General features: G+C 69.0%; 23 protein-coding genes and 2 pseudogenes. 13 read left to right on the top strand and 12 right to left on the bottom strand.

The annotated features are described in order from the left end of the window. Positions 1-223 precede the first annotated feature (223 nt). Both CP970_RS02155 and CP970_RS02150 read left to right on the top strand, forming a co-directional pair. Complete coding sequence (locus CP970_RS02155; RefSeq protein ID WP_055549638.1) at positions 224-589, top strand: peptidase inhibitor family I36 protein; 366 nt, start codon at positions 224-226, stop codon at positions 587-589. After that, positions 586-1,491, top strand: a complete 906-nt coding sequence (locus CP970_RS02150; protein WP_055549640.1) for a hypothetical protein — start codon at positions 586-588, stop codon at positions 1,489-1,491. The genes CP970_RS02155 and CP970_RS02150 overlap by 4 nt, the downstream gene beginning before the upstream one ends. Before the next feature lie 48 nt (positions 1,492-1,539). Here CP970_RS02150 and CP970_RS02145 read toward each other — a convergent pair whose 3' ends face one another. Beyond that, positions 1,540-2,442, bottom strand: coding sequence for a LysR family transcriptional regulator (locus CP970_RS02145; RefSeq protein WP_055549642.1), 903 nt, complete (start codon positions 2,440-2,442; stop codon positions 1,540-1,542). A 188-nt stretch (positions 2,443-2,630) separates the two neighbouring features. Here CP970_RS02145 and CP970_RS02140 point away from each other — a divergent pair, with 188 nt between their 5' ends. From CP970_RS02140 to CP970_RS02130, 3 genes are all read left to right on the top strand, one after another. After that, positions 2,631-2,945, top strand: coding sequence for a DUF1330 domain-containing protein (locus CP970_RS02140; protein ID WP_055549645.1), 315 nt, complete (start codon positions 2,631-2,633; stop codon positions 2,943-2,945). A gap of 185 nt (positions 2,946-3,130) precedes the next feature. Further along, positions 3,131-3,688: a hypothetical protein gene (locus CP970_RS02135; RefSeq protein WP_055549647.1), complete on the top strand. Its 558-nt coding sequence runs from the start codon at positions 3,131-3,133 to the stop codon at positions 3,686-3,688. Between the two features lie 36 nt (positions 3,689-3,724). Further along, complete coding sequence (locus CP970_RS02130) at positions 3,725-5,053, top strand: hypothetical protein (protein WP_150492880.1); 1,329 nt, start codon at positions 3,725-3,727, stop codon at positions 5,051-5,053. Positions 5,054-5,195: 142 nt separating this feature from the next. Here CP970_RS02130 and CP970_RS02125 read toward each other — a convergent pair whose 3' ends face one another. From CP970_RS02125 to CP970_RS45455, 3 genes and pseudogenes are all read right to left on the bottom strand, one after another. Further along, positions 5,196-5,840: an FMN-dependent NADH-azoreductase gene (locus CP970_RS02125; RefSeq protein ID WP_055549651.1), complete on the bottom strand. Its 645-nt coding sequence runs from the start codon at positions 5,838-5,840 to the stop codon at positions 5,196-5,198. A 47-nt stretch (positions 5,841-5,887) separates the two neighbouring features. After that, positions 5,888-6,271, bottom strand: a complete 384-nt coding sequence (locus CP970_RS45460) for a DsbA family oxidoreductase (RefSeq protein WP_263406789.1) — start codon at positions 6,269-6,271, stop codon at positions 5,888-5,890. 74 nt (positions 6,272-6,345) lie between these two features. Further along, positions 6,346-6,480: pseudogene (locus tag CP970_RS45455) on the bottom strand (DsbA family oxidoreductase); the annotation flags it as partial. A 73-nt stretch (positions 6,481-6,553) separates the two neighbouring features. On the opposite strand from CP970_RS45455, the gene CP970_RS02115 reads away from it, so the two are divergent. Beyond that, a complete protein-coding gene (locus tag CP970_RS02115; protein ID WP_055549653.1) occupies positions 6,554-6,946 on the top strand; it encodes a winged helix-turn-helix transcriptional regulator in 393 nt (130 codons plus the stop codon). A gap of 136 nt (positions 6,947-7,082) precedes the next feature. On the opposite strand, the pseudogene CP970_RS02110 reads toward CP970_RS02115, so the two are convergent. Further along, positions 7,083-7,220: pseudogene (locus tag CP970_RS02110) on the bottom strand (IS5/IS1182 family transposase); the annotation flags it as partial. A gap of 277 nt (positions 7,221-7,497) precedes the next feature. On the opposite strand from CP970_RS02110, the gene CP970_RS02105 reads away from it, so the two are divergent. The 4 genes from CP970_RS02105 (at position 7,498) to CP970_RS02090 (ending at position 10,982) form a co-directional block, all read left to right on the top strand. Continuing rightward, entirely contained in the window at positions 7,498-8,172 is a 675-nt protein-coding gene (locus CP970_RS02105) for a tetratricopeptide repeat protein (RefSeq protein ID WP_055549655.1), read from the top strand. Positions 8,173-8,605: 433 nt separating this feature from the next. Then, positions 8,606-9,454, top strand: a complete 849-nt coding sequence (locus tag CP970_RS02100; RefSeq protein ID WP_055549657.1) for an oxidoreductase — start codon at positions 8,606-8,608, stop codon at positions 9,452-9,454. Next, a complete protein-coding gene (locus CP970_RS02095; RefSeq protein ID WP_055549659.1) occupies positions 9,454-10,068 on the top strand; it encodes a TetR/AcrR family transcriptional regulator in 615 nt (204 codons plus the stop codon). Before CP970_RS02100 ends, CP970_RS02095 begins: the two co-directional genes overlap by 1 nt. Before the next feature lie 314 nt (positions 10,069-10,382). Further along, positions 10,383-10,982, top strand: a complete 600-nt coding sequence (locus tag CP970_RS02090; RefSeq protein WP_055549660.1) for a GOLPH3/VPS74 family protein — start codon at positions 10,383-10,385, stop codon at positions 10,980-10,982. Positions 10,983-11,146: 164 nt separating this feature from the next. On the opposite strand, the gene CP970_RS02085 is transcribed toward CP970_RS02090, so the two are convergent. From CP970_RS02085 to CP970_RS02070, 4 genes are all read right to left on the bottom strand, one after another. Continuing rightward, positions 11,147-12,322, bottom strand: coding sequence for an NAD-dependent formate dehydrogenase (locus CP970_RS02085; RefSeq protein ID WP_055549661.1), 1,176 nt, complete (start codon positions 12,320-12,322; stop codon positions 11,147-11,149). A 108-nt stretch (positions 12,323-12,430) separates the two neighbouring features. Continuing rightward, positions 12,431-13,354, bottom strand: a complete 924-nt coding sequence (locus CP970_RS02080; protein ID WP_206188660.1) for a LysR family transcriptional regulator — start codon at positions 13,352-13,354, stop codon at positions 12,431-12,433. Positions 13,355-13,560: 206 nt separating this feature from the next. Continuing rightward, complete coding sequence (locus CP970_RS02075; protein ID WP_055549664.1) at positions 13,561-14,205, bottom strand: LysE family translocator; 645 nt, start codon at positions 14,203-14,205, stop codon at positions 13,561-13,563. Between the two features lie 694 nt (positions 14,206-14,899). Further along, positions 14,900-16,132, bottom strand: coding sequence for an alpha/beta hydrolase (locus tag CP970_RS02070; RefSeq protein WP_079043656.1), 1,233 nt, complete (start codon positions 16,130-16,132; stop codon positions 14,900-14,902). Positions 16,133-16,295: 163 nt separating this feature from the next. On the opposite strand from CP970_RS02070, the gene CP970_RS02065 reads away from it, so the two are divergent. Next, positions 16,296-18,053, top strand: coding sequence for a phosphatidylglycerol lysyltransferase domain-containing protein (locus CP970_RS02065; RefSeq protein WP_224058167.1), 1,758 nt, complete (start codon positions 16,296-16,298; stop codon positions 18,051-18,053). Between the two features lie 157 nt (positions 18,054-18,210). On the opposite strand, the gene CP970_RS02060 is transcribed toward CP970_RS02065, so the two are convergent. Together CP970_RS02060 and CP970_RS02055 are read right to left on the bottom strand one after the other, a co-directional pair. Beyond that, the gene (locus tag CP970_RS02060; RefSeq protein ID WP_224058164.1) at positions 18,211-19,617 is read right to left on the bottom strand and encodes a glutamate decarboxylase; all 1,407 of its coding nucleotides are present in this window, start codon (positions 19,615-19,617) and stop codon (positions 18,211-18,213) included. Positions 19,618-20,109: 492 nt separating this feature from the next. After that, positions 20,110-20,523 (bottom strand): hypothetical protein, encoded by a 414-nt coding sequence (locus tag CP970_RS02055; protein ID WP_055555403.1) that lies wholly within the window; start codon positions 20,521-20,523, stop codon positions 20,110-20,112. 544 nt (positions 20,524-21,067) lie between these two features. Between CP970_RS02055 and CP970_RS02050 the strand changes: the two genes are divergently transcribed. Beyond that, positions 21,068-21,520 carry a DUF6461 domain-containing protein gene (locus CP970_RS02050; protein WP_055555405.1) on the top strand — a complete coding sequence of 151 codons (453 nt, stop codon included), beginning with the start codon at positions 21,068-21,070 and terminating at the stop codon, positions 21,518-21,520. Positions 21,521-21,827: 307 nt separating this feature from the next. Here CP970_RS02050 and CP970_RS02045 read toward each other — a convergent pair whose 3' ends face one another. Further along, positions 21,828-22,019: an antitoxin gene (locus CP970_RS02045; RefSeq protein ID WP_055555407.1), complete on the bottom strand. Its 192-nt coding sequence runs from the start codon at positions 22,017-22,019 to the stop codon at positions 21,828-21,830. An 814-nt stretch (positions 22,020-22,833) separates the two neighbouring features. On the opposite strand from CP970_RS02045, the gene CP970_RS02030 reads away from it, so the two are divergent. Continuing rightward, entirely contained in the window at positions 22,834-23,115 is a 282-nt protein-coding gene (locus tag CP970_RS02030; protein WP_150492878.1) for a hypothetical protein, read from the top strand. The last annotated feature ends 165 nt before the right edge of the window (positions 23,116-23,280 follow it).

Below are 23,280 nucleotides of genomic sequence, written 5' to 3'. Positions count from 1 at the left end.
CCGAATCCCTGACGGCGATGCTCACGGATGTAGCCCTGTTCCTGGGCGGCCGACCGGGCGCCCGGTTCTCCATAACCTGCGCGGAATGGCTTATTTCGGAGAAGGCAGGCCTTCCCGGCGGCGCCACACTCATCCTGGTCCGGTCCGGCGGCAGTTGCGTTCTGTCGTGCCGCCCGCGCGGAGCCGAAGATCCCAGCACACTCGCCTCAGAGAGAGGATCGCCATGCGCGTCAAGAGAGTGATCGCTTCCTCGGCGGCCGCTGCCGCCCTGGTCACTGCGGGGCTGGCGGCGACGGCCGCGCCCGCCGAAGCGGCCTGGACCTGCCCCTCCACCAAGCTGTGTGCCTACCTCAACCTCAACGGTGTCGGAGACCCGGGAGAGGTGGCCGGGAACAACACCAACCTCAAGCAGTACGCGAAGTTCGCCGGTGCCGAGTCCCTCTACAACCACGGCACCCAGTGCGCCGTGACGGTCTACAGCGAACTGAACTACGGCGGACGGTCCTACCGAATGCTGCGCGGAGACAAGGTGAACCTGAACGGCACGGCCTTCTGGCACCACACGTACTCGAACCAGTGGTGTGTGTGACCCGTTCCAGGCTGCTGCTCCTGATGGCGGCGGGCTGGCTGGCGGCTGGCTGTGCTTCGGCGCCGGTCCGCCAGTCGCCGCCCGCTGACTCCCCGCCCGTCCCTCTGCGCGGCGTGGCACAGTTCTCCGCGCCGGAGTCCCGGCTGCTGCACGAGGCGGAGGAGCGGCGAGTCCGCGCCTGTATGCGGCAGCGGGGGATGCGCTACGTCGAGGTGCCGACCGGGCCGGGGACCGAGCCTGCCAACCCGTACGGACTTCTCACCCCTGAAGTGGCCCGGCAGGACGGGTACGGGATGGTCTCCTCCGCTCTTTCCGGGGCAGCGACTACCGACGACGTCTACGCCCGCGCGACGCGGGACCTGTCCGTACGCGAGCGCGCACGCTGGCTCGCAGCGGTCGAGGGCACCAAGGAAGGTCGGCGTCGGCTGCGGCTGCCGGACGGCGCGACCTTGACCTATCCGACCGACGGATGTGTCGCCGAGGCCCAGCGGCAGTTGTACGGTGCGACCTGGCGGCAGACCTCGGCACGTGTGCAAGGGCTCGTCAACCTGGTGCTGGCGGGCGTCGAGAGCAGTTCCCGCTATGTGGCCGCCGAACGCGACTGGTCCGCCTGCATGCGCGCGACCGGCCGACCGTACGATTCCCTCCGCGCACCGGCCAAGGACATTCAGGACAGCCTGAACGCCTCGTCCGGCACCCGGAAGGACCTGCTCCGCATCGGTGCGCACGAGCAGGCCCTGGCTGTTGAGGACGCGCGGTGCCAGCGACGAATCCGTTTCGCCGAGCGGGTGCGCACGGTCCAGCGCGCCGTCGAGGCGGACCTGACGCCGACGTACCAGAAGGACCTCGCCAGTTACGCCCGCATGCGCGCCGCCGCCCTCCGGAATGCCCGTTCCTCCTGAGCCGCCGTCGGCGAACCCTGCGTCAAGAGCCGCTTGGCCTCTTGCGCGTCAGTCCGGTAGCCAGTGCAGCTCGTGCGCCAGGGTTTTGGCGACGGCACGGATGCGGCGGTGCAGCGGCGACTGCTCGCGTGGGAGGACCAGGTGGATCGTCAGGCTGGGGGCGCCTCGCAGCGGTCGCCAGGTGAGACCGGCCGGTTGTGCCGTGGCCGCGGCTTCTCCGGCCGGGGCGAGGGTGACCCCGTCGCGCAGGTCGCGCTGAGACATGTCGAAAGAGACTGCGGGCGTGTGGAATCGGGGGTGTGGTCGGGTGTCTCGGAACAGTGCGGACAGCTGATCGTGGATCACGGGGTTGGCCGCACGGGCCGGGAGTCGCAGCGGATACGCGGCCGCGTCGGCGATCTCGATCTCGGGGTGTTCGGCCAGCGGATGGTGCTGCGCCAGCTGGACCCCGATGCGCGCACGCCGCAGCAGGAACCGGCGCACGCCGCGGCCCGGCTGTTCACCGCGGGTGATCCCGGCATCGATGCGGCCGTCGGCGACCGCGGGGGAGATCTCCGGTGTCGCCATCGGGACCGCGCCGACCTCGAGTCCGCTGTTGTCGCGAATCAGCCTGTCCACCAGGGCAGGTACCGTCTCGGCACCGGCGCTCAGGCTGTATCCGATGCGCAGCGTGCCCAGTTCACCGGCCGCCGCGCTCCGGGCGGTGTCCCATGCCCGGTCCAGCGCCGCCAGCGCGGGCGGCGCGGACTCCGCCAAAGCCGTACCGGCCGTGGTCAATTCGACGCTACGCGTGTCGCGGACCAGCAGGGCCGTACCGAGTTGCGCCTCCAATCGGCGCATCCGGGCGCTGAGTGCGGGCTGTGCGATACCGATCCGTGCGGCCGCGCGGGTGAAGTTCAACTCCTGCGCCAGCACCAGGAAGTACCGCAGGCTCACCGTATCCGGCGCCACGTACCCTCCCCGACGATTGATAACGATCCGTTCTGAGTCTATTCCGTACCGGTCTTTCCCTCGACCGCACATCAAGCCCTAGCCTCCGCATATGGCGATGCCACTGACCGCGGTAACGGTCGCCGGGATCGATCGATCTGAGTGTCAATTCGACGTCGGACGTGTCCGTCCGAACACAGGAGGAATCCATGGCCAAGGGCTACTGGGTCAGTGTCTACCCCGCCATTTCCGACCCTGAGGGGCTGACTGCCTACGACCAACTGGCCGGTCCAGCCGTCCAGGCCGGGGGCGGGCGCGTCCTGTCCCGCCTCCCGTCTCATGGTGGTCGAGTCGTCGCTCACGAGGCCGGAATCACGCAACGCGTCGTCCTGATCGAGTTCGACAGCTTTGAACAGGCCGTCGCGGCATACGAGAGCGAGGCGTACCAGAAGGCGCTGGTGGCCCTCCCCGACGGCGTCGAGCGCGACTTCCGCATCATCGACGGCATCGACGGCATTGACTGACCGGCGGGCCCAGCCATCGCTGAGCATCCGTAAGCCGACCGCCTATCCACTGTAACCACGAACCATACTCAGGGCCTGGGATCACCTGGTTTCGACGAACGTCGCCAGGCCGCCGCCGGCCGTGGAACCATACGAGCCATGCCCCTGTGCCATGCGAGTGTCACTCTCGGTAGAAGGGGCCGTGGATGATAGCGGCTGTCATCACGGCCTTCGCGACACTCGTGGTAGCGATCGTGGCCTTCATGCTCAACCAGTGGAGCCAGCTGCGCTTCGAGCGTCGGCAGACCCGGGTGACCCGCATCGGCGAACAACTGCGCCTGCTCTACGGCCCGCTCAACGCCCTCGTGGAGAGCAACGAGCACATATGGGAGGCGCTGCAGCGATCGGTCCTGCCGTCCCGTGCGCACCGGCGGACGGTCGATCCGTCCCAGGAGGAACGTGCGACCTGGGACCGCTGGTTCACCTACGCATTCATGCCGACCAACCGGAAGATGCGGGATCTGATCATCGAGCACGCGGATCTCCTGGTCGAACCGGAGTTGCCGGAGCCGCTCCGGCTGTTCTGCTCCCATGTCGCCGCATGCGAGGTGGCTCTGGCCGAGCCTGCTGCTGGCGATGCCCGCCCCGAGGTGCTGATCAGGCATCCGGGCGCCCCATACGTGACCTACGTCCGTGAGTCGTTCGCCTTGCTGAAGGGGGAGCAACTCCGTCTGCTGGGCCTCATGACCCAACGCGTGTTGTAAGCGGACCGGAGGGGGAGTGCGATGACACCCTTGCTCGTGACCATCGCCATGTCCGTGTGGCTTCCCGGGTGGGCCCGCATACTCGTCCTGGTCGTCAGCCTCGCCGTCCTGCCGCCCACGGTGCCCCTCGTGAGGGTCGCGGGCGCAGCCAGGTTCGGCATGCGTGTGTCATGGGGCACGTGGCTCACCGTGTTGCTGTGGTATCCGTATTCCGCAGGTCTTGCCCTGGCGTGGCATTCCGTGGTGGGGAGGTTCGATGTCACCTTCCACTGGAATGCCTGGAGCGTTTTCGCCGCCTGTTTCGTGACGGCCGGGATCTACTTTCCCTTCGGCGTACGGCTGCGGGGGGTGAATCCGTACAACGGCTCGGTGGTCTGGGTGCGTTACCACTCCTTCAGTCTTCCCTTGTTCTTTCTGCTCTACGTTTTCCTGTGGAGCGGAAACACACTGACGGACCTGGACGGCTGGCTGCAGGGGGCAGCCGTCCTGTGCGGTGTGGGTGTCATCGCCGCGTTGAGTCGAATCCCGGCTCTGGGACTCCGCCTCCGCTACCCGAAGGACCTGGAACGGACGCATGACTGGCGCAGTCAGCGGGCCCGGTCGATCAAGGAAGGCGTCGCGCATGATCGCCCGGTGGAGCCCTTCGTGCTCTACCTCAGGTCCTTCACGGTGACCGACCACCTGCCGGCCCGGCCCGCGTACCGCTTCGAACTCGATCCGAATCCCGACGACATGCTGCTGCCGTGGGACGACCCCGTCCCAAAGACGAGCCACTGGAATCCGCACCTCGACTTCGAGACGGTGCTGTACGCGGCCTTGGGGGACGAGCTCCCCACGGTCGCCCTGGGGCCTTCGATCTCCGGCCCCGGAGTCGCCCGGATCGAGGAGCAGCCGGACGACAAGTGGAGGGTTCTGTTCGCGCAGCTCGCCGCCGCAGCGCGGTACGTGGTGATGATTCCCGGTGCGACTCAGTGGGTGCAGTGGGAGATGGCCTGGCTCTGTGACCACGATTGCCTCGGGCGGACGGTGTTCGTCATGCCGGAACACCTGGAAATCCCGGAAGTGCTTCCCGGGCGATCCGGAAAGGTGCGGGGTTCGCGTACGCAGCGGCCCAGGACGACCGATTCCCGGTCGGAGTGGGAGAGAGCTCGCGCCCTGTCTCGGAAGAACGGTCTGATACTTCCGGAATACGAACCGCGCGGCATGCTCTTCATGCTCAACGATGCCGGTCGCCCGGTAGCGCGGAGCCAGCCTCTGGGTCTCGTGGGCGCCTTTGATCCGATTGGGGCGCTCAAGAGCCGGTTGCGGGAGCTTGTGGGCCAACCGGCACACCGGACGTCAACGGGTCCGCACCGAAGGCGATGAGGAAATCCGGATCCTCGGCCCTGGTGAACGCGCTGGCGTCGTGCGCACCTTGCGCGCGGAACGCGCGAACCAGCCCACGACCACGTTCACGCTCGAAGCCTCCGCCGTTCACCGGGACAGAGGAACCACCTGGAGAGACGCGTCAGGCGGCACGCGGCGTGCCGAAGGTCGTGGCGAGCGTGCGGGCCTGGTCGTGGGCGGCGGCCATGGATGCCTCGTGCAGGGGAAGGAGCGGGGCCAGGGCCGGATTCACGGGGGCCATGGTCAGCTCGGGTATCACGGTGGTGACGTCCAGGCCGAGGAGGTTGTCGTGGCCCAGGACGGCCTCCAGGGTGGGCACCACGTAGTCGAGGCCCTCGTTGGGGGTGCCGGGGCCGTAGCCGCCGCCCCGGGCGGAGATCAGCACGGCCGGACGGCCCGCGACCGGGGAGGGGCCGTCGAAGATCAGGGTGCGGTCCGTGACGATGATCTGGTCCAGCCATGCCTTGAACACCGACGGCATCGAGAGGTTGTACATCGGCACCGTGAACAGGTACGCGCCGGCGCCCAGGAACTCCTCGATCAGCTCGTCCTGGAGCGCGGCCGCCTTCGCCTGCTCGGGAGTGTGCTGGGCCGGGTCGGTGATGCGGGCCGTGATGCCCGCGGCGCTCAGGTGCGGCACCGGCGAGGCTGCGAGGTCGCGGTGGACGACCGGGCCCTGCCACTGGTCACGGAAGGACTGGGCGACCTGATGGGAGACGGACGCCTCGCCGAGCGAGGAAGAGTCGATGTGCAGCAGGTACGACATGGCTGTTGTGCCTTTCACAGAGATGGTGGTGGGGTTGGGGTGACGGGTCAGGGCCGGGCCGGGACGGCGCGGCCACCGAGGCCGCAGCCCGGGGCGTCGCCCGCGGGGGCGAGGGTGACCAGGTGGGTTTCGTCCCAGGCGGTACGCAGCAGGTCGAGCAGGGTGTCACTGTCCTGCGCACCGAGGACGCCGTAGCGGCCGTCGACGACGAGGAACGGGGCACCGGTGGCGCCGAGGCGCTGAGCGCGGCGGGCGTCTTCCTGGACCCGGGCACGGTAGCGGCGCTCGGTGAGCACCTGACGCGTCAGATCACGGTCCAGGCCCAGCTCGTCGGAGAGCCGGAGCAGATCGTCCAGAGCGAAGACCGGCTCGGCCTTGCCGAAGTACGTACGGAAGACCGCGTCCCAGGCTTCACGGTTCTTGCCCCGCACTTGCTCAGCAGGGCCTCGCGGACGCTGACCGCGCGGTCGGCGGGGAAGCCGGCACCCAGCGGGAAGGAGCGGTGGACCACCTGCACTTGATCGCTGTGCTCGAACCGCTCCACGGCCCGGTCCGCACGGTGGCTGCCGAGCCCGCACCAGGGGCACGTGACCTCTGCCCAGATTTCTACCTTCACGGCCTGACCTCCAATTCCTCTCATTTGTTCGTAACGCCATGATGCGCCAGTATGGAAGGCGTTACAAAAGGCACACCGGTGTGCGCGACGGAGAGGAATGGGCGCCATGCAGGACAGCGTTGGTACGGAGATGGCGGCCGCGATCGGGCCGTGCGCGAGCATCCCCGCCGACCACATGGCCTTCATCCGCCAGGTCTTGGACCGGGTCGGCGACAAGTGGAGCATGCTGATCATCGCCGTCCTGGAAGACGGTCCACTGCGCTACACCGACCTGCAGCGCCAGATCCCCGGCATCTCCCAGCGCATGCTCACCCACACACTGCGCCAGCTCAAGGAGGACGGCCTGATCACGCGCACCGCCTACGCCGAGGTACCGCCGCGTGTGGAGTACGCCCTCGCCCCGCTCGGCCACGGCCTGCACGAGATCGTCATGCAACTGATCGGCTGGGTCGCCGACCACCACGACGAGATCCGCGCCAACCGCGCCTGAGCGTCGATCGGCTTCGCGGCGGCGGGCGGTGTTCGCGAACGGCCCGACCCCAGCCACGGGCCCGCTGATGAACTGCGCGCTAAGCGGTACGGGTTGAGTGCGCTCACCGTGTCGTTCCCGCGCAGGGATAATGGATCTATCCCCGAAGCCAGAGGCGGATCGCTGAGACGTTCACGGTGCCCTGGAAGACATAGGCGCGCTCGTCGAACCTCGTGGCTACGGAGCGGGAGTTCTTGAGGGTGTTGAGCGTCCGCTCGACTTCGTTCCTGCGCCTCAGCTCGACTCTCGTCGTCAAGTGCCCCAAAGGGCTTCTGGGTGCAGAGGTCCTCACTCAGCGCTTCTGATTCGCGCCCAGTGGCATGATCCGGCGGGAGGATTACTCATGCTGCATAGACATGCTCGCAAAGGTGTCGCCGGGCCTGCGAGAAATCCGTACCGCAGCGACATCATCGATGGATGCCCCGCCGGAACCGGCCTACCGTTGCGAACACCGGAGGCCGGAAGAAGCTCGGCATCTGTGCCAGTTCGTCCAGGGTCGTTACGCTCGCCCAATGACTGTGGACGAGCGAATCGCGCAGGCTCATCTCCTCTATGAGCGTGCCGTCTTCGGCGGCGACACCGGTGCGCTGACGACAGCCGAGCAGGGCCTCGATGCGGTCGAGGCGGATCTCGCGCTCGCCCGCGGCCGCGTGATCCATGCCCGCTACCTGGCGGATCGGGTCGAAGACGAACGGGAGCTGGAACTGGAGCTGGAACTGGAGCTGGAGCTGTTCGAGCGTGCGGCGGCAATCTACGGCCGAGTCGACGACGCGCGAGGCCAGGGCGAGGCGGTCTTCTGGATCGGCTGCTTCCACCAGGTCGTACGCGACGACAACGACACCGCGCTGCCCGCCTTCAAACGCGCCCTCGAGCTCGCCACCCAAGCAGGCGACCAGCTGACGATGTCCTACGCTCTACGGCACCTCGGCATAGCCGACCACATCGCTGGGCGCCTCGAAGAGGCCCGCGCGCACCTGGAGGAGTCCACGCGCCTGCGCCGGGAGCTGGGGTTCCTGCCGGGAGTCGCGGCAAACCTGATCGGTCTGGTCTATCTCGCCGCTCAGCAAGAACGGCGCGACGATGCGGCAGCGATGCTCCTCGAAGCAACAGACCTGGCCGAGAGGACCAAGTCCGACGGCGTCTTGCGCTCGGTAACGAGCGCCCGCGAAGAGCTCAGCCTGCCCTAAGGCAACGGCATGACCGCGAGTTCACGACTGTCGATCTTCACGACACCGCGCATTGACTGTCAGTAGTGCTCCCGCGGGAACCTCCCAGGCGTCTCGCTGTCGAGCCCACGGACACGTGGGGGCGTCCATCAGTCACCGCGACTCGACATCCCGGTGATGCTCCGCGACGCCAGATCATGCCAGGCCAGGACCTGCCGGATGTGGGCGGTGACGGCTGGAATGACTTCGCGGGACGGCACCGCAGCTCACCTGCCAGGGCGCACAGGGGCGTGCACCGGTGGGCCCCGGTCCCGGTGCGGCCGGATCGCCCCCGGCCAGGCGTGATGCCGTTGAGCGAACCAGAACCAACACTGCGAAGGTAAAAATCGACACCGTGTAGACTTTCTGGGAAGAGGAGCAGCCCTGCTCCCCGTGAGACCTTCCTGGAGGAGCAATGCAGAGGCAGAACTGGCTCATCACCGGCGTCAGCACGGGCCTGGGACGTGCCTTCGCCCAGGCTGCCCTGGATGCCGGTCACACCGTTGTCGGTACGGTCCGCTCCGAGGAGGACCGGCGAGCCTTCGAGGGGCTCAAGCCCGGTGACGCTCACGGCCGCATCCTGGACGTGACGGACGACCACGCCGTCTCGGATGTGATCACGGAGGTGGAGCGAGGCGTCGGTCCCTTGGACGTCGTCATCGCCAACGCCGGCTACGGCTTGGAGGGCACCTTCGAGGAAACTCCGCTGGCCGAGGTGCGGCGGCAATTCGAGATCAACGTCTTCGGGGCAGTGGCCACCCTGCAGGCAGCGCTGCCCCACATGCGCCGACGCCGCCGCGGACGCCTGATGGCCGTCACCTCCATGGGCGGGCTCATGGCCGTGCCCGGCATGTCCGCCTACTGCGGCAGCAAGTTCGCCCTGGAAGGCATCCTCGAAGCACTGGGCAAGGAGGTCGCACAGTTCGGGATCCACGTGACGGCGATCGAGCCCGGCTCCTTCCGCACCGACTGGGCCGGACGGTCCATGACACGCGCCGCGCGGACCGTCGACGACTACGACGAGTTGTTCGAGCCCATCCGTCAAGCGCGGCAGAAGGCCAGCGGGAATCAGCTCGGCAACCCGGCCAAGGCCGGAGACGCCGTCGTGCGCATCGCCTCGGTCGACCAGCCGCCGGCCCACCTCGTCCTGGGCTCGGACGCGCTGCGGCTGGTCACCACTGCGCGCGCCGCCGTGGACGAGGACATCCGTGCATGGGAGACGCTCTCCCGCACAACCGACTTCGACGAGGGTGCTCAGCTCTGATGCCCGGCCAGCACCCCGCGCGGAGCCGACGCAGCGCCGAACGCAAGGGCGATCTGCGGGAGCGGGCCATCCTGGACACCTGCGAAGCCCTGCTCGCGCACAAGGGCTACAACGCCATGACCGTCGGCGACATCGCCCAGGGCGCCGGCATCACACGCGGCGCCCTGTACTTCTACTTCGGCTCCAAGCAAGAAGTGGTGGTGGCACTCGTGGCGCGTACCGTCGAGCATCTGTGGGAACGGTCCCGGACCACCGCGCAGACCGACGAGCCCCGCCAGGCCATCGCAGAAGCCATGCAGCGCACGGTAGAGCTGTGGAACGAGCACGGCCTGGTCATGCGCACGGCGATCGACCTGTCGTTGACCGTGCCGGAGATCGGCGAGTTGTGGAGCCATACGGCGGACTTGTTCATCACGGCCATCACCGCCGTCCTGGAACGGGCCGGCATCCAGTCCGGCACCGAACCGGAACAAGCCTCAGCGATGGCACGCGCCCTGTGCTGGATGATCGAGCGGACCTTCTACCACGCCTCACAGGAGTCCCGAGAGACGCTGCAAGGGGCATCCGCGACCTGCGAACACATCTGGCTGACCAGCGCCGGTCTGACCACTTGAGCCGTGTGAGCGTTTCCGGGTCCCGATCGGTGCGAATGGCGCGGGCAAGACGACAGTTATGGATGCCTCGTACCTGGACCACACCAGCCGTTTTCCCCATCTGCCCCGCCTGAGCACTGCGGTTTTGGCAGCCGGTGCTGGACCAGGCGTAGAGGTGCAGTACAGCTTTGAGCAGGACAGCGCAGCCGAAAGGCTTCGGCTGCGCGGGCGGGGCGATACTGGTGGTGACAGTTGCCCCGCCGCCGGGCCGGCCTCGGACGCGGGTCCGGTGGGTGGGGATGCACCTTTGTTGATGTCTGCGAGGGGAGCCGTTCATGACCACGGCGCAAGACTTGTTCATCGTTGCCATGGACCTGAAGCATTCCGTGGGACAGGGCGACCTGTCCCTCGCACTCGCGGGAGCCGAGCTGATCGATCTCATCGGTGCCGGGGCGGTGGTCGTGGACGGCGACCGCATCGTGCCGGGTGGACAGCCGACGCTGGACGATCGGTTCATGGGCGAGGCCGCGGCAGGGCTCACTCGGCAGGCACCGTACGAGCGGATCGAGGACTGGCTGTGGCGCCGGGGCCGAGACCTCTCGGCCGCGTACCAGGCCGCCCTGGAGGAGAACGATGAGCTGAGGCCGCAGCGCAGCGGCCGGTTGGGCTTCGGCTCGCAGCGCGTGGAACTGGTCGATACGCCCGCGCGCCGCCGTGCAGCCGACCGCTGGAAAGAGAAGGAACCCGTCCTGGCCTCCCTCGCCTCGGTCGTGGGCATCGACGACGAACGATCCGACGATGAGCCCGGCCTCGATGACGAGGCGGTGACGACCGTGCTGGCCGCCGTCCACGACGCGGTGATGGAGCTGGAGGCCGTACGCCAGAGGCGGACCATCGAGAACTCCGCCTTCGCCAACCTCTGGCGCGGACCGTGAGCCGAGCCCGCCCTCGGGAGCGCGGTCGAATCCGACGGCGACAGCCACGCGATCGCACGGCCGTCGGGCGGCGCTTTCGCCTCCACTGGATCCTGGAACTGCACTTTGTGGACCGTCGCCGACCCCCGTGGGCTGGGGCCGGCGACGGGTTCGGTGTGGCCCGCTCAGCTCTTTGCCGGAGTGTCGTTCACGGCGTAGGAGTGGGCGCCGGTTCCGGCGAGGGCGCCGGCGGAGACGATGAGGTACTCCTCGCGGATGGGTTTGCCGTCGAACCACGCCTCGAGGATCTCCCGTGTTCCTGCGGCGTAGCGGGCCTGCGCAGACAGGGACGAGCCGGAGATGTGTGGGGTCATGCCGTGGTGCGGCATGGTGCGCCAGGGGTGGTCGGCGGGGGCGGGCTGGGGGTACCAGACGTCGCCCGCGTATCCGGCCAACTGGCCGCTTTCCAGGGCCTGTCGTACGGCGTCCTGGTCGACGATGCGGGCGCGCGCCGTGTTGATGAGGTAGGCGCCGCGTTTCATGGTGGCCAGCAGGTCGCTGTTGAACAGGCCCTGGGTTTCGGGGTGCAGGGGTGCGTTGATGGTGACCACGTCGCAGTGCGGCACCATCTGCGCGGTCGACTCGTGGAAGACCAGGCCCAGTTCGGCTTCTACGTCGGCGGGCAGGCGGTGGCGGTCGGTGTAGTGGAGCTTGACGTCGAAGGGCGCCAGGCGGCGCAGCACGGCGAGGCCGATGCGGCCGGCGGCGACCGTTCCGACGTGCATGCCCTCCACGTCGTACGAACGCTCCACGCAGTCGGCGATGTTCCAGCCGCCCTCGTTGGCGATCCGGTGCGAGGGAAGGTAGTTGCGCACGAGTGCCAGGATCGACATGACGACGTGTTCGGCGACGCTGATGCTGTTGGAGTAGGTGACTTCGGCGACGGCCACGCCGTGCTCGATGGCGGCGTCCAGGTCCACGTGGTCGGAGCCGATGCCCGCGGTGACGGCGAGCTTGAGGTTCTTGGCGGCGGCGAGCCGTTCGGCGGTGAGGTAGGCGGGCCAGAACGGCTGGGAGATGACGATGTCCGCGTCGGGCAGTTCGCGGTCGAAGACCGAGCCCTCGCCGTCCTTGTCGGAGGTGACGACCAGGGTGTGGCCGCGGCTCTCCAGGAAGGCGCGCAGGCCCAGTTCGCCCGAGACGCTGCCGAGCAGATGGCCAGGGGTGAAGTCGGCGCCCAGGGGCGTGGGCGCCGACTGGCCGTCGGGGTAGCGGTCGATGCGGGGCAGATCGTCGCGGGCGTAGACGGTGGGGTAGCCGCCGGTGGGGTCGTCGTACAGCACGCACAGAACCTTCGCCATGTCTGGACTCCTCAGTCGCGTGAGGCGGGATGCGCGGGATGTCCTTCACGGTGGCGGCCGGCTGCGGGAGCGGGCAAATCGAAGTGTTCTATCGATGCGCGGAGTTGACTATGAGCCCAGGTGGCGGTGGAGCAGGGCGTCCAGGGACTCGCGCACTCCCGCTCCGCGGGCGACGGTCAACAAGGCCCTGACGATCAGTGGTTGAGGATGCCGGCCGATGACGGCGAGGCCGACGCGGGGGCCGTGGGCGGGGCCGGTCAGGCGGACGACGCGTTTGCCTTCGGGCACGCCGAAGACGTGCAGCCAGGCGTGCGAGACGACGCTGGACCAAGGGCCCGCGGCGAGGTGGGCGTAGAGCCCGGCGACGGTGTCGGACTCGATGGCCGGGTCGGCTCGCGCGCCCTCGGCGGCGAAGTTCTCGTCCAGGATGCGGCGGTTGCGCATCCGCGGGGCCAGCAGACACAGCGGCAGTGCCGCGGCCCGGGCCCAGCTCACCTCGGCGTCCTCGGCGAGCGGCCCGTCGGCCGGGGTCAGCAGCACGTACCGCTCCTCGTAGAGCGGAAAGCGCTGTACGTCCCGCAGGGTGCTGTCGTCGAGATAGGTCAGGGCGGCGTCGATCTCCAGACCGGTCAGACGCCGGGTGATGTCGCGCGAGGGCAGCGACTCCAGGCTGACCTTCGCCGCCGGGTGCCGGGCGCAGAACGGGGTGGTGATGAGCGAGGCGACAGTCAGCGCGGTGGGGATCGCTCCCAGGCGCAAGGTGCCGTTCAACTCGCCTTTGAGGGAGGCCAGTTCGTGGCGCAGGGTGGCGTGTTCGCCGAGCATGCGGTGTGCCCACATCAGGACGTGTTCGCCCTCGGCTGTCAGCCCCTGGTAGCGGATGCCGCGGCGGATGAGGGGGACGCCGAGTTCGCCCTCGAGCTTGCGTATGCCTGCCGACAGGGAGGGTTGCGAGACGAAGCACGCGGCGGCGGCCCGGCCGAAGTGCTGCTCGCGGGCCAGCGCGACCAGGTATTCCAGCTGCCGCAGCACGCATCCCCCAGGTGGTGGTCGGGACCAGTGCCTGAACTGTACGACGGCGGCATCTAAGGCTGCCGTGGGGGCCGCCGGGCAAGCGAGCGGGGCCCCTGCGTCGTCGTCGCCGGGCTCGTGATCAGCTTCAGCTTCAGCTTCTTCGCTTTGCTCAGCGTGACCATCCGACCGCCTCGCTCGCCCAACTTGCCCCGTTCGAAAGGAGGTCAGACCCGCGCGCGAGCAGGCACCTCCCGGGCGAGGGCGATCGCGACGACGCCAAGGAGACTCCCGGTGGCCCAGCGTTGCCACTTGGCCCACGCGGGACGGCTCTTGAGCAGGGCAGCGACTGATCCAGCCGCGAGCACGATCAGCCCGTTCACGGTCAGGCCCACCGCGATCTGCACGGCGCCCAGAGCGAACCCCTGGGCCGTGGTGTGGCCGCGTGCGGGATCGATGAACTGCGGGATGAGAGCGAGATAGAGGATGGCGACCTTCGGATTCAGCAGGTTGGTGATCAGCCCCATCCGGAACAGCCTCCAGTGCGAGTCCCGCTGGAGACTGCGCGGCTCGAACAACCCGCGGCCTCCCGGCCTGAGCGTCTGCCACGCCAGGAAGGCAAGGTAGGCCGCGCCGACCGCTTTCAGACCGATGTACAGCCACGGGACGGCGATGAAGACCACCGCCAACCCCAGGTTCGCCGAGGCCATGTACACGACGAACCCCACCGCGGTCCCGATCAACGAGACGAGCCCGGCCGCGCGGCCCTGGCTGACACTCCGCGACACCAGGTACACCATGTTCGGGCCTGGCGTCAGAGCCAGTCCCAGTTCGACCAGGGCCATTCCGGCGGCCGCCTCCGATGAGATAATCACAAGGTGTCACCCTGTCAGACCCGGGGCGACGGTCCTTCCCCGGCATCCCGGAGATGTGTGCCAGGTAGTGGATCGCGCCCCTGGCGCCGCGGCGCCCGTGATCCTGGTGACCGCCGGGCCAGGCCGCACCCTGGGTGATCAACCAGCGGTCGCGGCTTCGATCACAGAATTTTCGGATCACCGCCCAGTGGATTGCGGAACCTCCCCCTGATGAGCTGAACCCCGTGAGCCACCAGGCCGCCGCACGGCTCTCGCGGCCTGCCGGTGAACGCGGAGTAGGGGAGGCTGTGTCGTACCTCCGCAAGCACGACACAGCCCCTCCGGCGCACGCCCACCCGCAGCCACCGCTGTTGTGCTCTCTGGCGATCAGGCGCACCCGGTCGCCCTCGGCGAGGGCGCGCAGTGCGTCGGAGGTGCCGTCGACCGATGCGTCGCCGACGACGACCTCGGCCACCGATTCCCCCTGGGTCAGCGCGGAACGCACCGCGTGGGAAGCACACACGGCGTCGTAGCGGACAATCACGACGACACTGATGTGCCCCGGTGCGGCCGGTTCTGCGTATGTCATGGGGTTCCCGAGGCCTGGCGGGAAGAGCTCGACAGGACCCGGCCCAGCGTCGTCGCGCGAGGTAAGGGCAAGGCAGAGACGACGCTGGAGCAGGGTACGAAATCGGGCCGCGCGAAACGCGGTTCAGTGTCCGAGGACGGGGCGCGATCCGGGCGAGGCCGCCTGGGCGGTGCGGTGCGGCTTCGGGGCGGCCGTCGTGTCCTGGGGGAACGTCAGCTGCCTGCCCATCCACTCGGTCGCGGCCCCGATCTCGCGCCGCCAGGTCGTGAAGTTGTGGCTGCCGCTGTCGAGGATGATCCGCGCCGAGGTCATCGGTGGCTTCACGGCTTTGAGGAAGCGGAGCGTCGGACCGTAGTCCTGCTCGCCGTGCCTGCTGCTCGCGACCAGGACCGAGACCCGCGGCACCGGCAGGTGCCGCAGCCGCCACACCAGGTCGTGCTCCTCCTGCCGCCGCCGCGCCTGCGCACCGGACCCGAACAGGCTGCCGGTCGTCAGATCGTCGGTGACCTTGTAGTCGGCCGAGAGCGCGGCGGCCGCCGTGTAGACCCCGGGGTTGCGCAGGGCGAGTTGCAGCGCGCAGGAACCGCCCGAGGAGTAGCCGAGGGCGCCCCATGCGCTGGGGTCGTGCCCGACCCGGTACGTCGCCTTCAGCGCCATGGGCAGGTCCTTGGTGAAGAACGTCTCCGCCTTCGGCCCGCCCGGCACATCCACGCATTCGGTGTCGCGGGGCGGCGCGATCGTGGGCCGCACCATGACGATCACTGTCGGCTGGAACTTGCCACTCCGCTCCAATCGAGCGGCTGTCTGCGGGACTTGCAGGTGCTGGGCGAGGTTGACGATGCCGCCGGGATAGCCGCTGATCGCCACGATCACCGGGAACCGCTGGCGGTGGTACTGGTGCTGGAAGTACTGCGGCGGCAGATAGACGAACGCAGGGACGACAGCCCCCGTGCGGCGCCCGGAGATCCGCACCGATTCGACCCGGCCCACCCGCGTCGGCGGCCCGGCGGGCAGTCCCGTCACCCGGTCGAGTCCCTGTGGTCCCGCCGCCTCCACGAGGTGGCTGCGCGTTCCGTACATGCCGCGCTCGCCATCGGCTTGTGCGAGTTGCACGGGTGCCGTGGGGACACGACCGATCAGTTCGCCCCAGGTGCCGTAGAAGTCGAAATGCGCGTTCACCATGACCGCGCACGCCGTCAGAATCGTCAGTTGCGTGGTCACGATGGTCCCGAACCTGCCGAGCACGGCCATCGGGCCGCGCCGAGCCAGCCGTGGCCACACCCACATCGTCAACCCCAGGCAACCCAGCGCGGCGACGACCGTCACGCACTCCAGCGCCCGACTCGTCAGACCCATGTCTGTTCCGCCTCTCCTCGCGACCGGTGACTGCCGTTAAGAGGCAGCTTTCCTACGAAAAGAGGCTCTGGAGGTGCAGCCGGTTTGCTCCGCCGGGCCTTCTCACCGTCCCCTTCACCGGCTCTTACCTGGCTGGTGACCAGCGCGTCTACGCTGAACCGCCGTGAAACCCCACCCCGCCACCGTGGCCGGTCACACGTGCCTGTTCATCGGGCTCGTGGACATCGCCACGGCGGTCTCACCGCGCATGCGCCCCGACCGCATCGAACGCGTCGCGTCCTACGTCCCCGGCCTCACCGAGGACGTGACGCGCGCCGCCACTCTCGTCGCGGGCGTGCTGCTCGTCCTGCTCGCCCGGGGGCTGCGCCGCCGGAAACGGCGTGCGTGGGAGGCGTCCGTCGCCCTGCTCGCCGTCAGCGCGCTGATACAGGGGGTACGCCACCACGCCTTCGTCGCGGCCACGGTCTCCGCGCTGCTGTGCGCCGCACTCGTCGTGCTGCGCGCCGAGTTCCGGGCCGAGAGCGATCCGCGCAGCAGGATCCGTGCCCTGGGCAACCTGCTGCTCCTCGGCACGGTCAGTATCGGCCTCGGACTGCTCATCGTCGGCATCCGTGCCGATCAGGAGGCCGGGCACGGCATCTCCTTCACCGACCGCCTCCAGCAGGTCCTCTACGGGCTTGTCGGAATGGCGGGGCCGCTGACGTACGACGACGACCGGGTCGGCGACATCGCGGGCGCCTGTCTGCTCGCCCTTGGCTTGCTCACCGCCTTGACCACCGTCTACCTGGCCCTGCGCCCCGTCCGGCTCACCGCCGCCGACGACAGCTCCCGTCTGCGCGTTCTCCTGGCGCGCGAAGGCGGGCGCGACTCCCTCGGCTACTTCGCGCTCCGCGGCGACAAGACCGTCCTGTACTCGGCGACCGGCAAAGCAGCCGTCGCCTACCGCGTCGTCTCCGGGGTCGCCCTCGCCGGCGGCGACCCGCTGGGCGACCCGGAGGCCTGGCCGGGCGCCATCAAGGACTTCCTCGACCAATGCGCGCGGCACGCCTGGACCCCGGCCGTCATGGGCTGCAGCGAACTGGGCGCACAGATCTGGACCCGTGAAGGCGGCCTCCACGCATGGGAGCTGGGGGACGAGGCCATCGTCGACTGCGCCGACTTCACCCTCACCGGCCGCTCCATGCGCAACGTACGCCAGATGGTCCATCGCATCGAACGCAGTGGCTACACCTGCCGAGTGCAACGCGTACGCGAACTGAGCGACGAACAGAAACAGCAGCTGCGCGAGGCAGCCGCCGCCTGGCGGGGAAGCGCCACCGAACGCGGATTCTCCATGGCACTCGGCCGGTTCGGCGACCCGTCCGACAGCGACTGCGTCGTCGTCACCGCCCACCAGACAGATGCCGACGGCACCCAACACGTCCGGGCACTGCTCCACTTCGTCCCCTGGGGCGAGGACGGCCTCTCCCTCGACCTCATGCGCCGCGACCGCACCGCCGACCCCGGCCTCAACGAACTCCTCATCGTCGCCGCACTGCGCGCCGCCCCCGGCCTCGGCATCACCCGCGTCTCCCTCAACTTCGCCGTCTTCCGCGCCGCGCTCGCCCGCGGCGAGCGCATCGGCGCCGGCCCGGTGCTGCGCGGCTGGCGGGCGCTGCTCGTCTTCCTCTCCCGCTGGTTCCAGATCGAGTCGCTCTACCGCTTCAACGCCAAGTTCCGCCCCCGCTGGCAGCCCCGCTTCGTCGTCTACCCGGCAGCCCGCGACCTCCCCCGCATCGGCTGGGCCTGCCTCCAGGCCGAGGCGTTCGTCGTGCTCCCGAGGCCCGCGGAGCGACTACGACAATGGGTACGGCACCGCTTTGCGGGCGTCCGCCCCGAACGGAAGGTGACCGGCCCGGACGCCGAACAGTTCTCACCGTAATCTTGCCGTCCCTTTACCCGCGGCCTGCCCGCCGCCACTATGTGAGGGGAACACCCGGCCACGGGACGGCCACGTCGTCCTCCGGCGACACGGTCGGTCTGCACCACGCTGACGCGGTGTCCGCCGGTCACCAGCCGGTACGCCGGACACGTCGAGGCTAGAGGACGTGCGTGTTCGCCGCCTCTGGTGATCGGCGTAGGAACAGCTCGGCGGATCCGACGTCTTCGGCGTGGCCCTCCCGCGCCACCCCCACCGACGCGCGCATGACGGTCCGCGCCGCGTTGCGCAGGTCGTCGAGGAAGAGTGCGGCCAGGCGCGGTGTGAAGCCGGTGCGGACGACGACCCGCAGCGCCCAGGTGTCGGCCAGGCCCGTCGGCAGCGGATACGCCGGTACCTGCCATCCCCGGGCCCGCATGGCCAGCGCGATGCCGCGCTCGTGCAGCCCGAGGGCGTGCGCGCGGTCGGTGAGACGGAAGGCGAAGGCGGGCAACTCGTCGCCCCCGGTGAGCAGTTCGAAGAGGTCGAGGTCGGCGATCCCGGCCGCGAGCCCGCGCGCGATGCGCCGTGACGTGAGATGCAGACGGCGCAGGCCCTCGTACCCGTAGCGGTGGAAGGTGTAGTACTGCGCGGCGATGTGAGAGGCGGGGCGGGTGAAAGTAAGTGAGAAGGTGTTCATCTCTCCGCCCAGGTAGTTGACGTGGTGGATGAGTTCGGTGGGGAGGGCCGCCGCGTCCCGCCACAGCGCCCAGCCGAGCCCGGGGAACACCTGCCCGTATTTGTGGCCCGAGGTGTTGATGGAGGCGATGCGCGCGAGTTGGAAGTCCCACAGGAGGTCCGGATCGAGGAAGGGGGCGACCAGGGCGCCGGACGCCCCGTCGACGTGGACGGGGATGTCGTTTCCGGTGGCCGCCTCGATGCCGTCCAGGGCGAGGCACAGGTCGCCGATGGGCTCGTAGGAACCGTCGAAGGTCGAGCCGAGGATGCCGATCACACCGATGGTGCGGTCATCGCAGTACTCGCCGAGCATCTCCGGGGTGAGGTGCAGGCGGCCGGGCGCGAGCGGGACGAGCCGCGCCTCCACGTCGAAGTAGGAGCAGAACTTCTTCCAGCAGACCTGCACGTTGGCGCCCGCGACGATGTTGGGGCGCTCGGTGTCGCGGCCCGCCGTACGCCTGCGTTGCTCCCAGCGCCGCTTGAGCGCGAGGCCCGCGAGCATGGCGGCCTCGCTGGATCCGGTGGTGGAGCAGCCGACGGCATGGGACGGGTCCGGCGCGTGCCACAGGTCGGCGAGCATCCGCACACACCGCGCCTCCATGTCTGCGACCTGTGGGTACTCCTCGGTGTCGACGAGGTTCTTGTCCGCCGTCTCGGTCATCAGCGAACGCGCCTCGTCCTCCATCCACGTCGTGCCGAAGGTGGCGAGGTTGAGCCGGCTGCGGCCGTCGAGGAGGAGTTCGTCGCGGATGGCGTCGTAGACCGCGCGGGGCTCGGCCTCTTCACGGGGGAACACCGTCTCGGCGGGGACGGCGACAGGGGCGGGAACGGGCGAGGAGGTGTGGGACATGACCTCTCCAGAGCGGGCGGCGGCATCAGCCGATCACGCCGAACCTAGAGCGCCGACACCCCGCTTACCTGCGTCGATTCACCCGGGCGAGGGAGGCGAAACCGAGACTAGACACAGTCTTTTGCAGCCCGATTGCGGCGCTTTGCCTCGCCGTAGGCATATGCCTACACCGTTCTTATGCTCGATGTCCGGTATCTGATGTACGGTTGCCGGTTGCCGGTTGCCGGTTGCCGGTTGCCGGTTGCCGGTTGCCGGTTGCCGGGTGACGCCTCCGGCCCGGGACGAAACAGCGCCCATGATTTTCCCCGCGTCAACTTGCGCCTGACCAGGTGTTCGCCGTCGGCCGGGCATGCCCCGCCACCGTGCCGCCGACGGTCCTCCGTATCGGAGCCCGCCGCTCTTACGACTCGTGTTCCCTCTGAGAGCGAAAACCAGGCGGGCCTGGCCACCGCTGCACGGGGTCGGCGAGCGGCCGGGATCCTGAGAGGAGGGTCAAAGGGCGGGCCAGGGGCTGCGGTAGGCGAGGCGGATGTGGCCGTCCGGGGTGCGGTGCAGGTCCAGCCCCTGGTTGGTGCGTTCTTGGCGTGCGCGCCCAGGGGCCAGGGCGGGGGCGGGCCGGAGGTGGCCGGTACGGGAGACGTGCAGCCAGGCCGGTGGCCCGGCGGTGTCGGGTGCGATGTAGTCGCTGACGTCCAGGGTGACTCCGGTCGCGTCGCTGGTGATCCGCAGCTGGCAGCGGGGCCGTTCACTGTGCCCGACCAGGTAGTGGCCGGCGACGCGTGCCGCGTCTGCCAGGTGCTGGGCCAGCGGCGCCGGTACGCCGATCGCGGCGAGCAGGCTCTGGGCGGCCCCGCCCAGCAGGTCGTGGATGCGTTCGGCCCGGTCGGCCTCGACGGTCAGCGACAAGCGGGGCAATGCTGACCGTTCGGCCTCCGGCGTGCGCGAGGGTAAGGCGGGGTGTGGGAGAACGGTCGACATGACGGGCTCCTGCTGTGGCCTGCGGGTGTATGGGGCTGTGGGGAGGCGGGGTCAGTTCGACGCCTCCGCTCTGGCCGCGCGTTTACAGCAATTGGCCGGGGTCTGGGACCAGTCGGGGAAGCTACGCCGCGCGACGCACGGCGCCTAGGGCGCTCGTTGGCCATCCGGCGGTGAACTGGGGCAACACCGGTCGGTGTACGGCTGTTCGGCCATGTCGGGGTGGATCAACTCCACCTCGATGGGCGGGAGCGTTCAGCAGGGGCTTCTCCGGCAAGTACCGGTTGCTGGACAAAGACCCGTACTGGGTTGATTTTCCCCAATTCGTGCACTGCGATGCGTCCAAAGTGAGCGTGGCCTGCAAGGTTCCCAAGCCGTGACAGGCTGCTGACCACTGGTGGGGCACAGCACTGATTCCCGTTGGGCCTCACCAGCCTCAATCGGGCCGGCCCTCACCATCCAGGAAGCCCACGCCATGGTCGACCTCACGCAGATCTACTGCGCCGGCCGCATCGGACAATGCGGCGACTGGTCGTTCATCGTGGAATGCGTAGGCAGCGAAGGTTGGGCCCTGGACCCGGCAACGTCCCGCGGCAGCGAGGTGCTGATCTTCGACCCACGGCTGGACGATCCGCCCTCCTTCTTCACCTGTCTCGCCGACGGCGCGCTGCAACCGCACTTCGAGATGGGCTTCGGCTACGACTCCGCCGGAACCCAGCCCGACCTGCTGCGTCCGGCGCTGGAATCGGCTGGAGCCATCCCGCCGGAAGGCTCCGTCGATGAGCTGCTCGGCGAGGATGAAGAGCTGCCGCCCCTCGAACAGAAGCCCCGCTTATTGGCAGTCGTCGGTGAGCACGCGCGCGACTGCCCGCAGCCCTTTCGTCCTGCCCGCCCGTCTGCTTACGGGCGGGCAAGACCTCTGCTCTGACACGACCAGACCAGGGTCGGCAACCTGAATGCGGCCGTCTGTATCCCTGAGCGTCTCCACGAACGGATCAAGATCCGGTAGGGCAAGACCCTCGCCCGCTTCGCCGGCGATCACGGAGCCAGTCAGCCCACCCCGGCCGAGCGCAGCTGGCGGTGAGTGCCGATGCCAGGCCGCGGAAAGGGCGCATGTCGATGTCAGTGATGCGTGTCCGCCCCAGTCCCGAAGGGGTGGAAGCAGGCCAACGGTCGCCCGGGGCGCCTGAACACGGCGCCCCGGGCCCATGGTTGCTGCCGATGCAGCTCAGTCCCTACTTCTTGCCCAGCTTCTCGACGTAGTCCTGAGCCTTGTCGACGGCGGTGTCGATCTTGTCGCTGTGCTTTCCGCCGGTCTTGTCGTCGATCAAATCGCCGACTTTCTCGAGCCCGTCGGAGATCTTGTCTCCATGGGCCTCGGCGAGATCTTCGGCCTTGTCCTTGAGGTTCTTCAGGGCGTCGAACATGCGGAAGTCTTGTCTCCTTCACTCATTCTTGCTGGTGAGGGCAATGATTCCATGGTTGGTACGACACACATGGCGGCCGTCATGGTGTAGCTCGGCCTAAGAGTCCGCCCCAACCGGTCTGTGCGGAGGCGGTGCTGGCTTATGCCAGTCGGTGCGCTGGAGCCAATAGCCTGCGCGGGCAGGAGCTTCATCCGCGAGCTTCCGGGTGTGCGCACAGGCCGTGGTGGGTGAGCAGGGCCGGTGGGGGCTGAGGTTGGCGACTGCGGCAGTACTCACGGTGACCGGGTGCTCGTCGTCCGGCGAGGCAGCGTCGCCTGCGGTGACCAACGACAAGCCGTCCGCCACGTCCAGGGCCGGGGCCGGGGGCGGCCAACCGGCCGACGCTTCCACGACACTGCCGGGCGTGCCCAGCGCCGGGCAGGTACGGGAGGAACTGGCCGGCTGAAGGTGGCCGCACACGGCTCGATGGCCGCCTGCCGTCCGGATCGGCTGCCGGCGCGTGTGCTGGGTGATAGAGCACCCAGCCGCCCCAGCCGCCCCAGCCGCCCCAGCCGCCCCAGCCGCCCCAGCCGCCCCAGCCGCCCCAGCCGCTGCGGAGCAGTACGCCGCCGCTCGGCAGCCACATCTCGCCGGTCTGCGGATGGACCGGCACCAGCACCAGCTCGGCGGCCGGCCCAGTGAGCCCCGGTCCCGCCAGGCCCAGCCGCTTCGCGCCTTCCCTTGCAGGCAGTAGCGCGGCGAGGGTTGGGCCGAGGAGGTCGGCGGCCGGGCCAGGCGCCACCTCTACCGGACAGCCCATGGCGGCCACCACGACGTGGGCGAGGGCCACGCCCGCCGGGATGTCCCGGTCCTCGCCGAGCCGTTGCCACAAGGCGCCGGTGGCCAGCAGCTCCGGCCGGTCCATCACGGGCCGCTCCGGCGGGCCGGGCAGCTGGTCGGCGCCAACGTGACCTCGCCATATGCCGCAGCGGGAACCGTGCTCGCCCTCGCCGAGAACCCCGAGCAGTACGACCTGCTGGGACGGAATCCGCGGCTGGTCAAGTCGTGCGTCGAGGAGGGGCTGCGCTGGACTTCACCCGTCAACCACCTGCTCTGATACGCGATCCGCGACACCGAGCTTGGTGGACAGCCGATCCGCCGAGGTGAGGTGGTCACGGCCTGGCTCGGCTGGGCCAACCGGGATGAGCGGGCGTTCTCCCACCCGAGCCCGTAGGGCCTCCGCAGCATTTCGCCTCGACTTTCATCGCCGGCTTCACCCACC

The organism is Streptomyces kanamyceticus (assembly GCF_008704495.1).
Classification (GTDB): Bacteria; Actinomycetota; Actinomycetes; order Streptomycetales; family Streptomycetaceae; genus Streptomyces; species Streptomyces kanamyceticus.
Note: the sequence above shows the minus strand (reverse complement) of the source record. Positions and strands in the feature narration are given on the sequence as shown.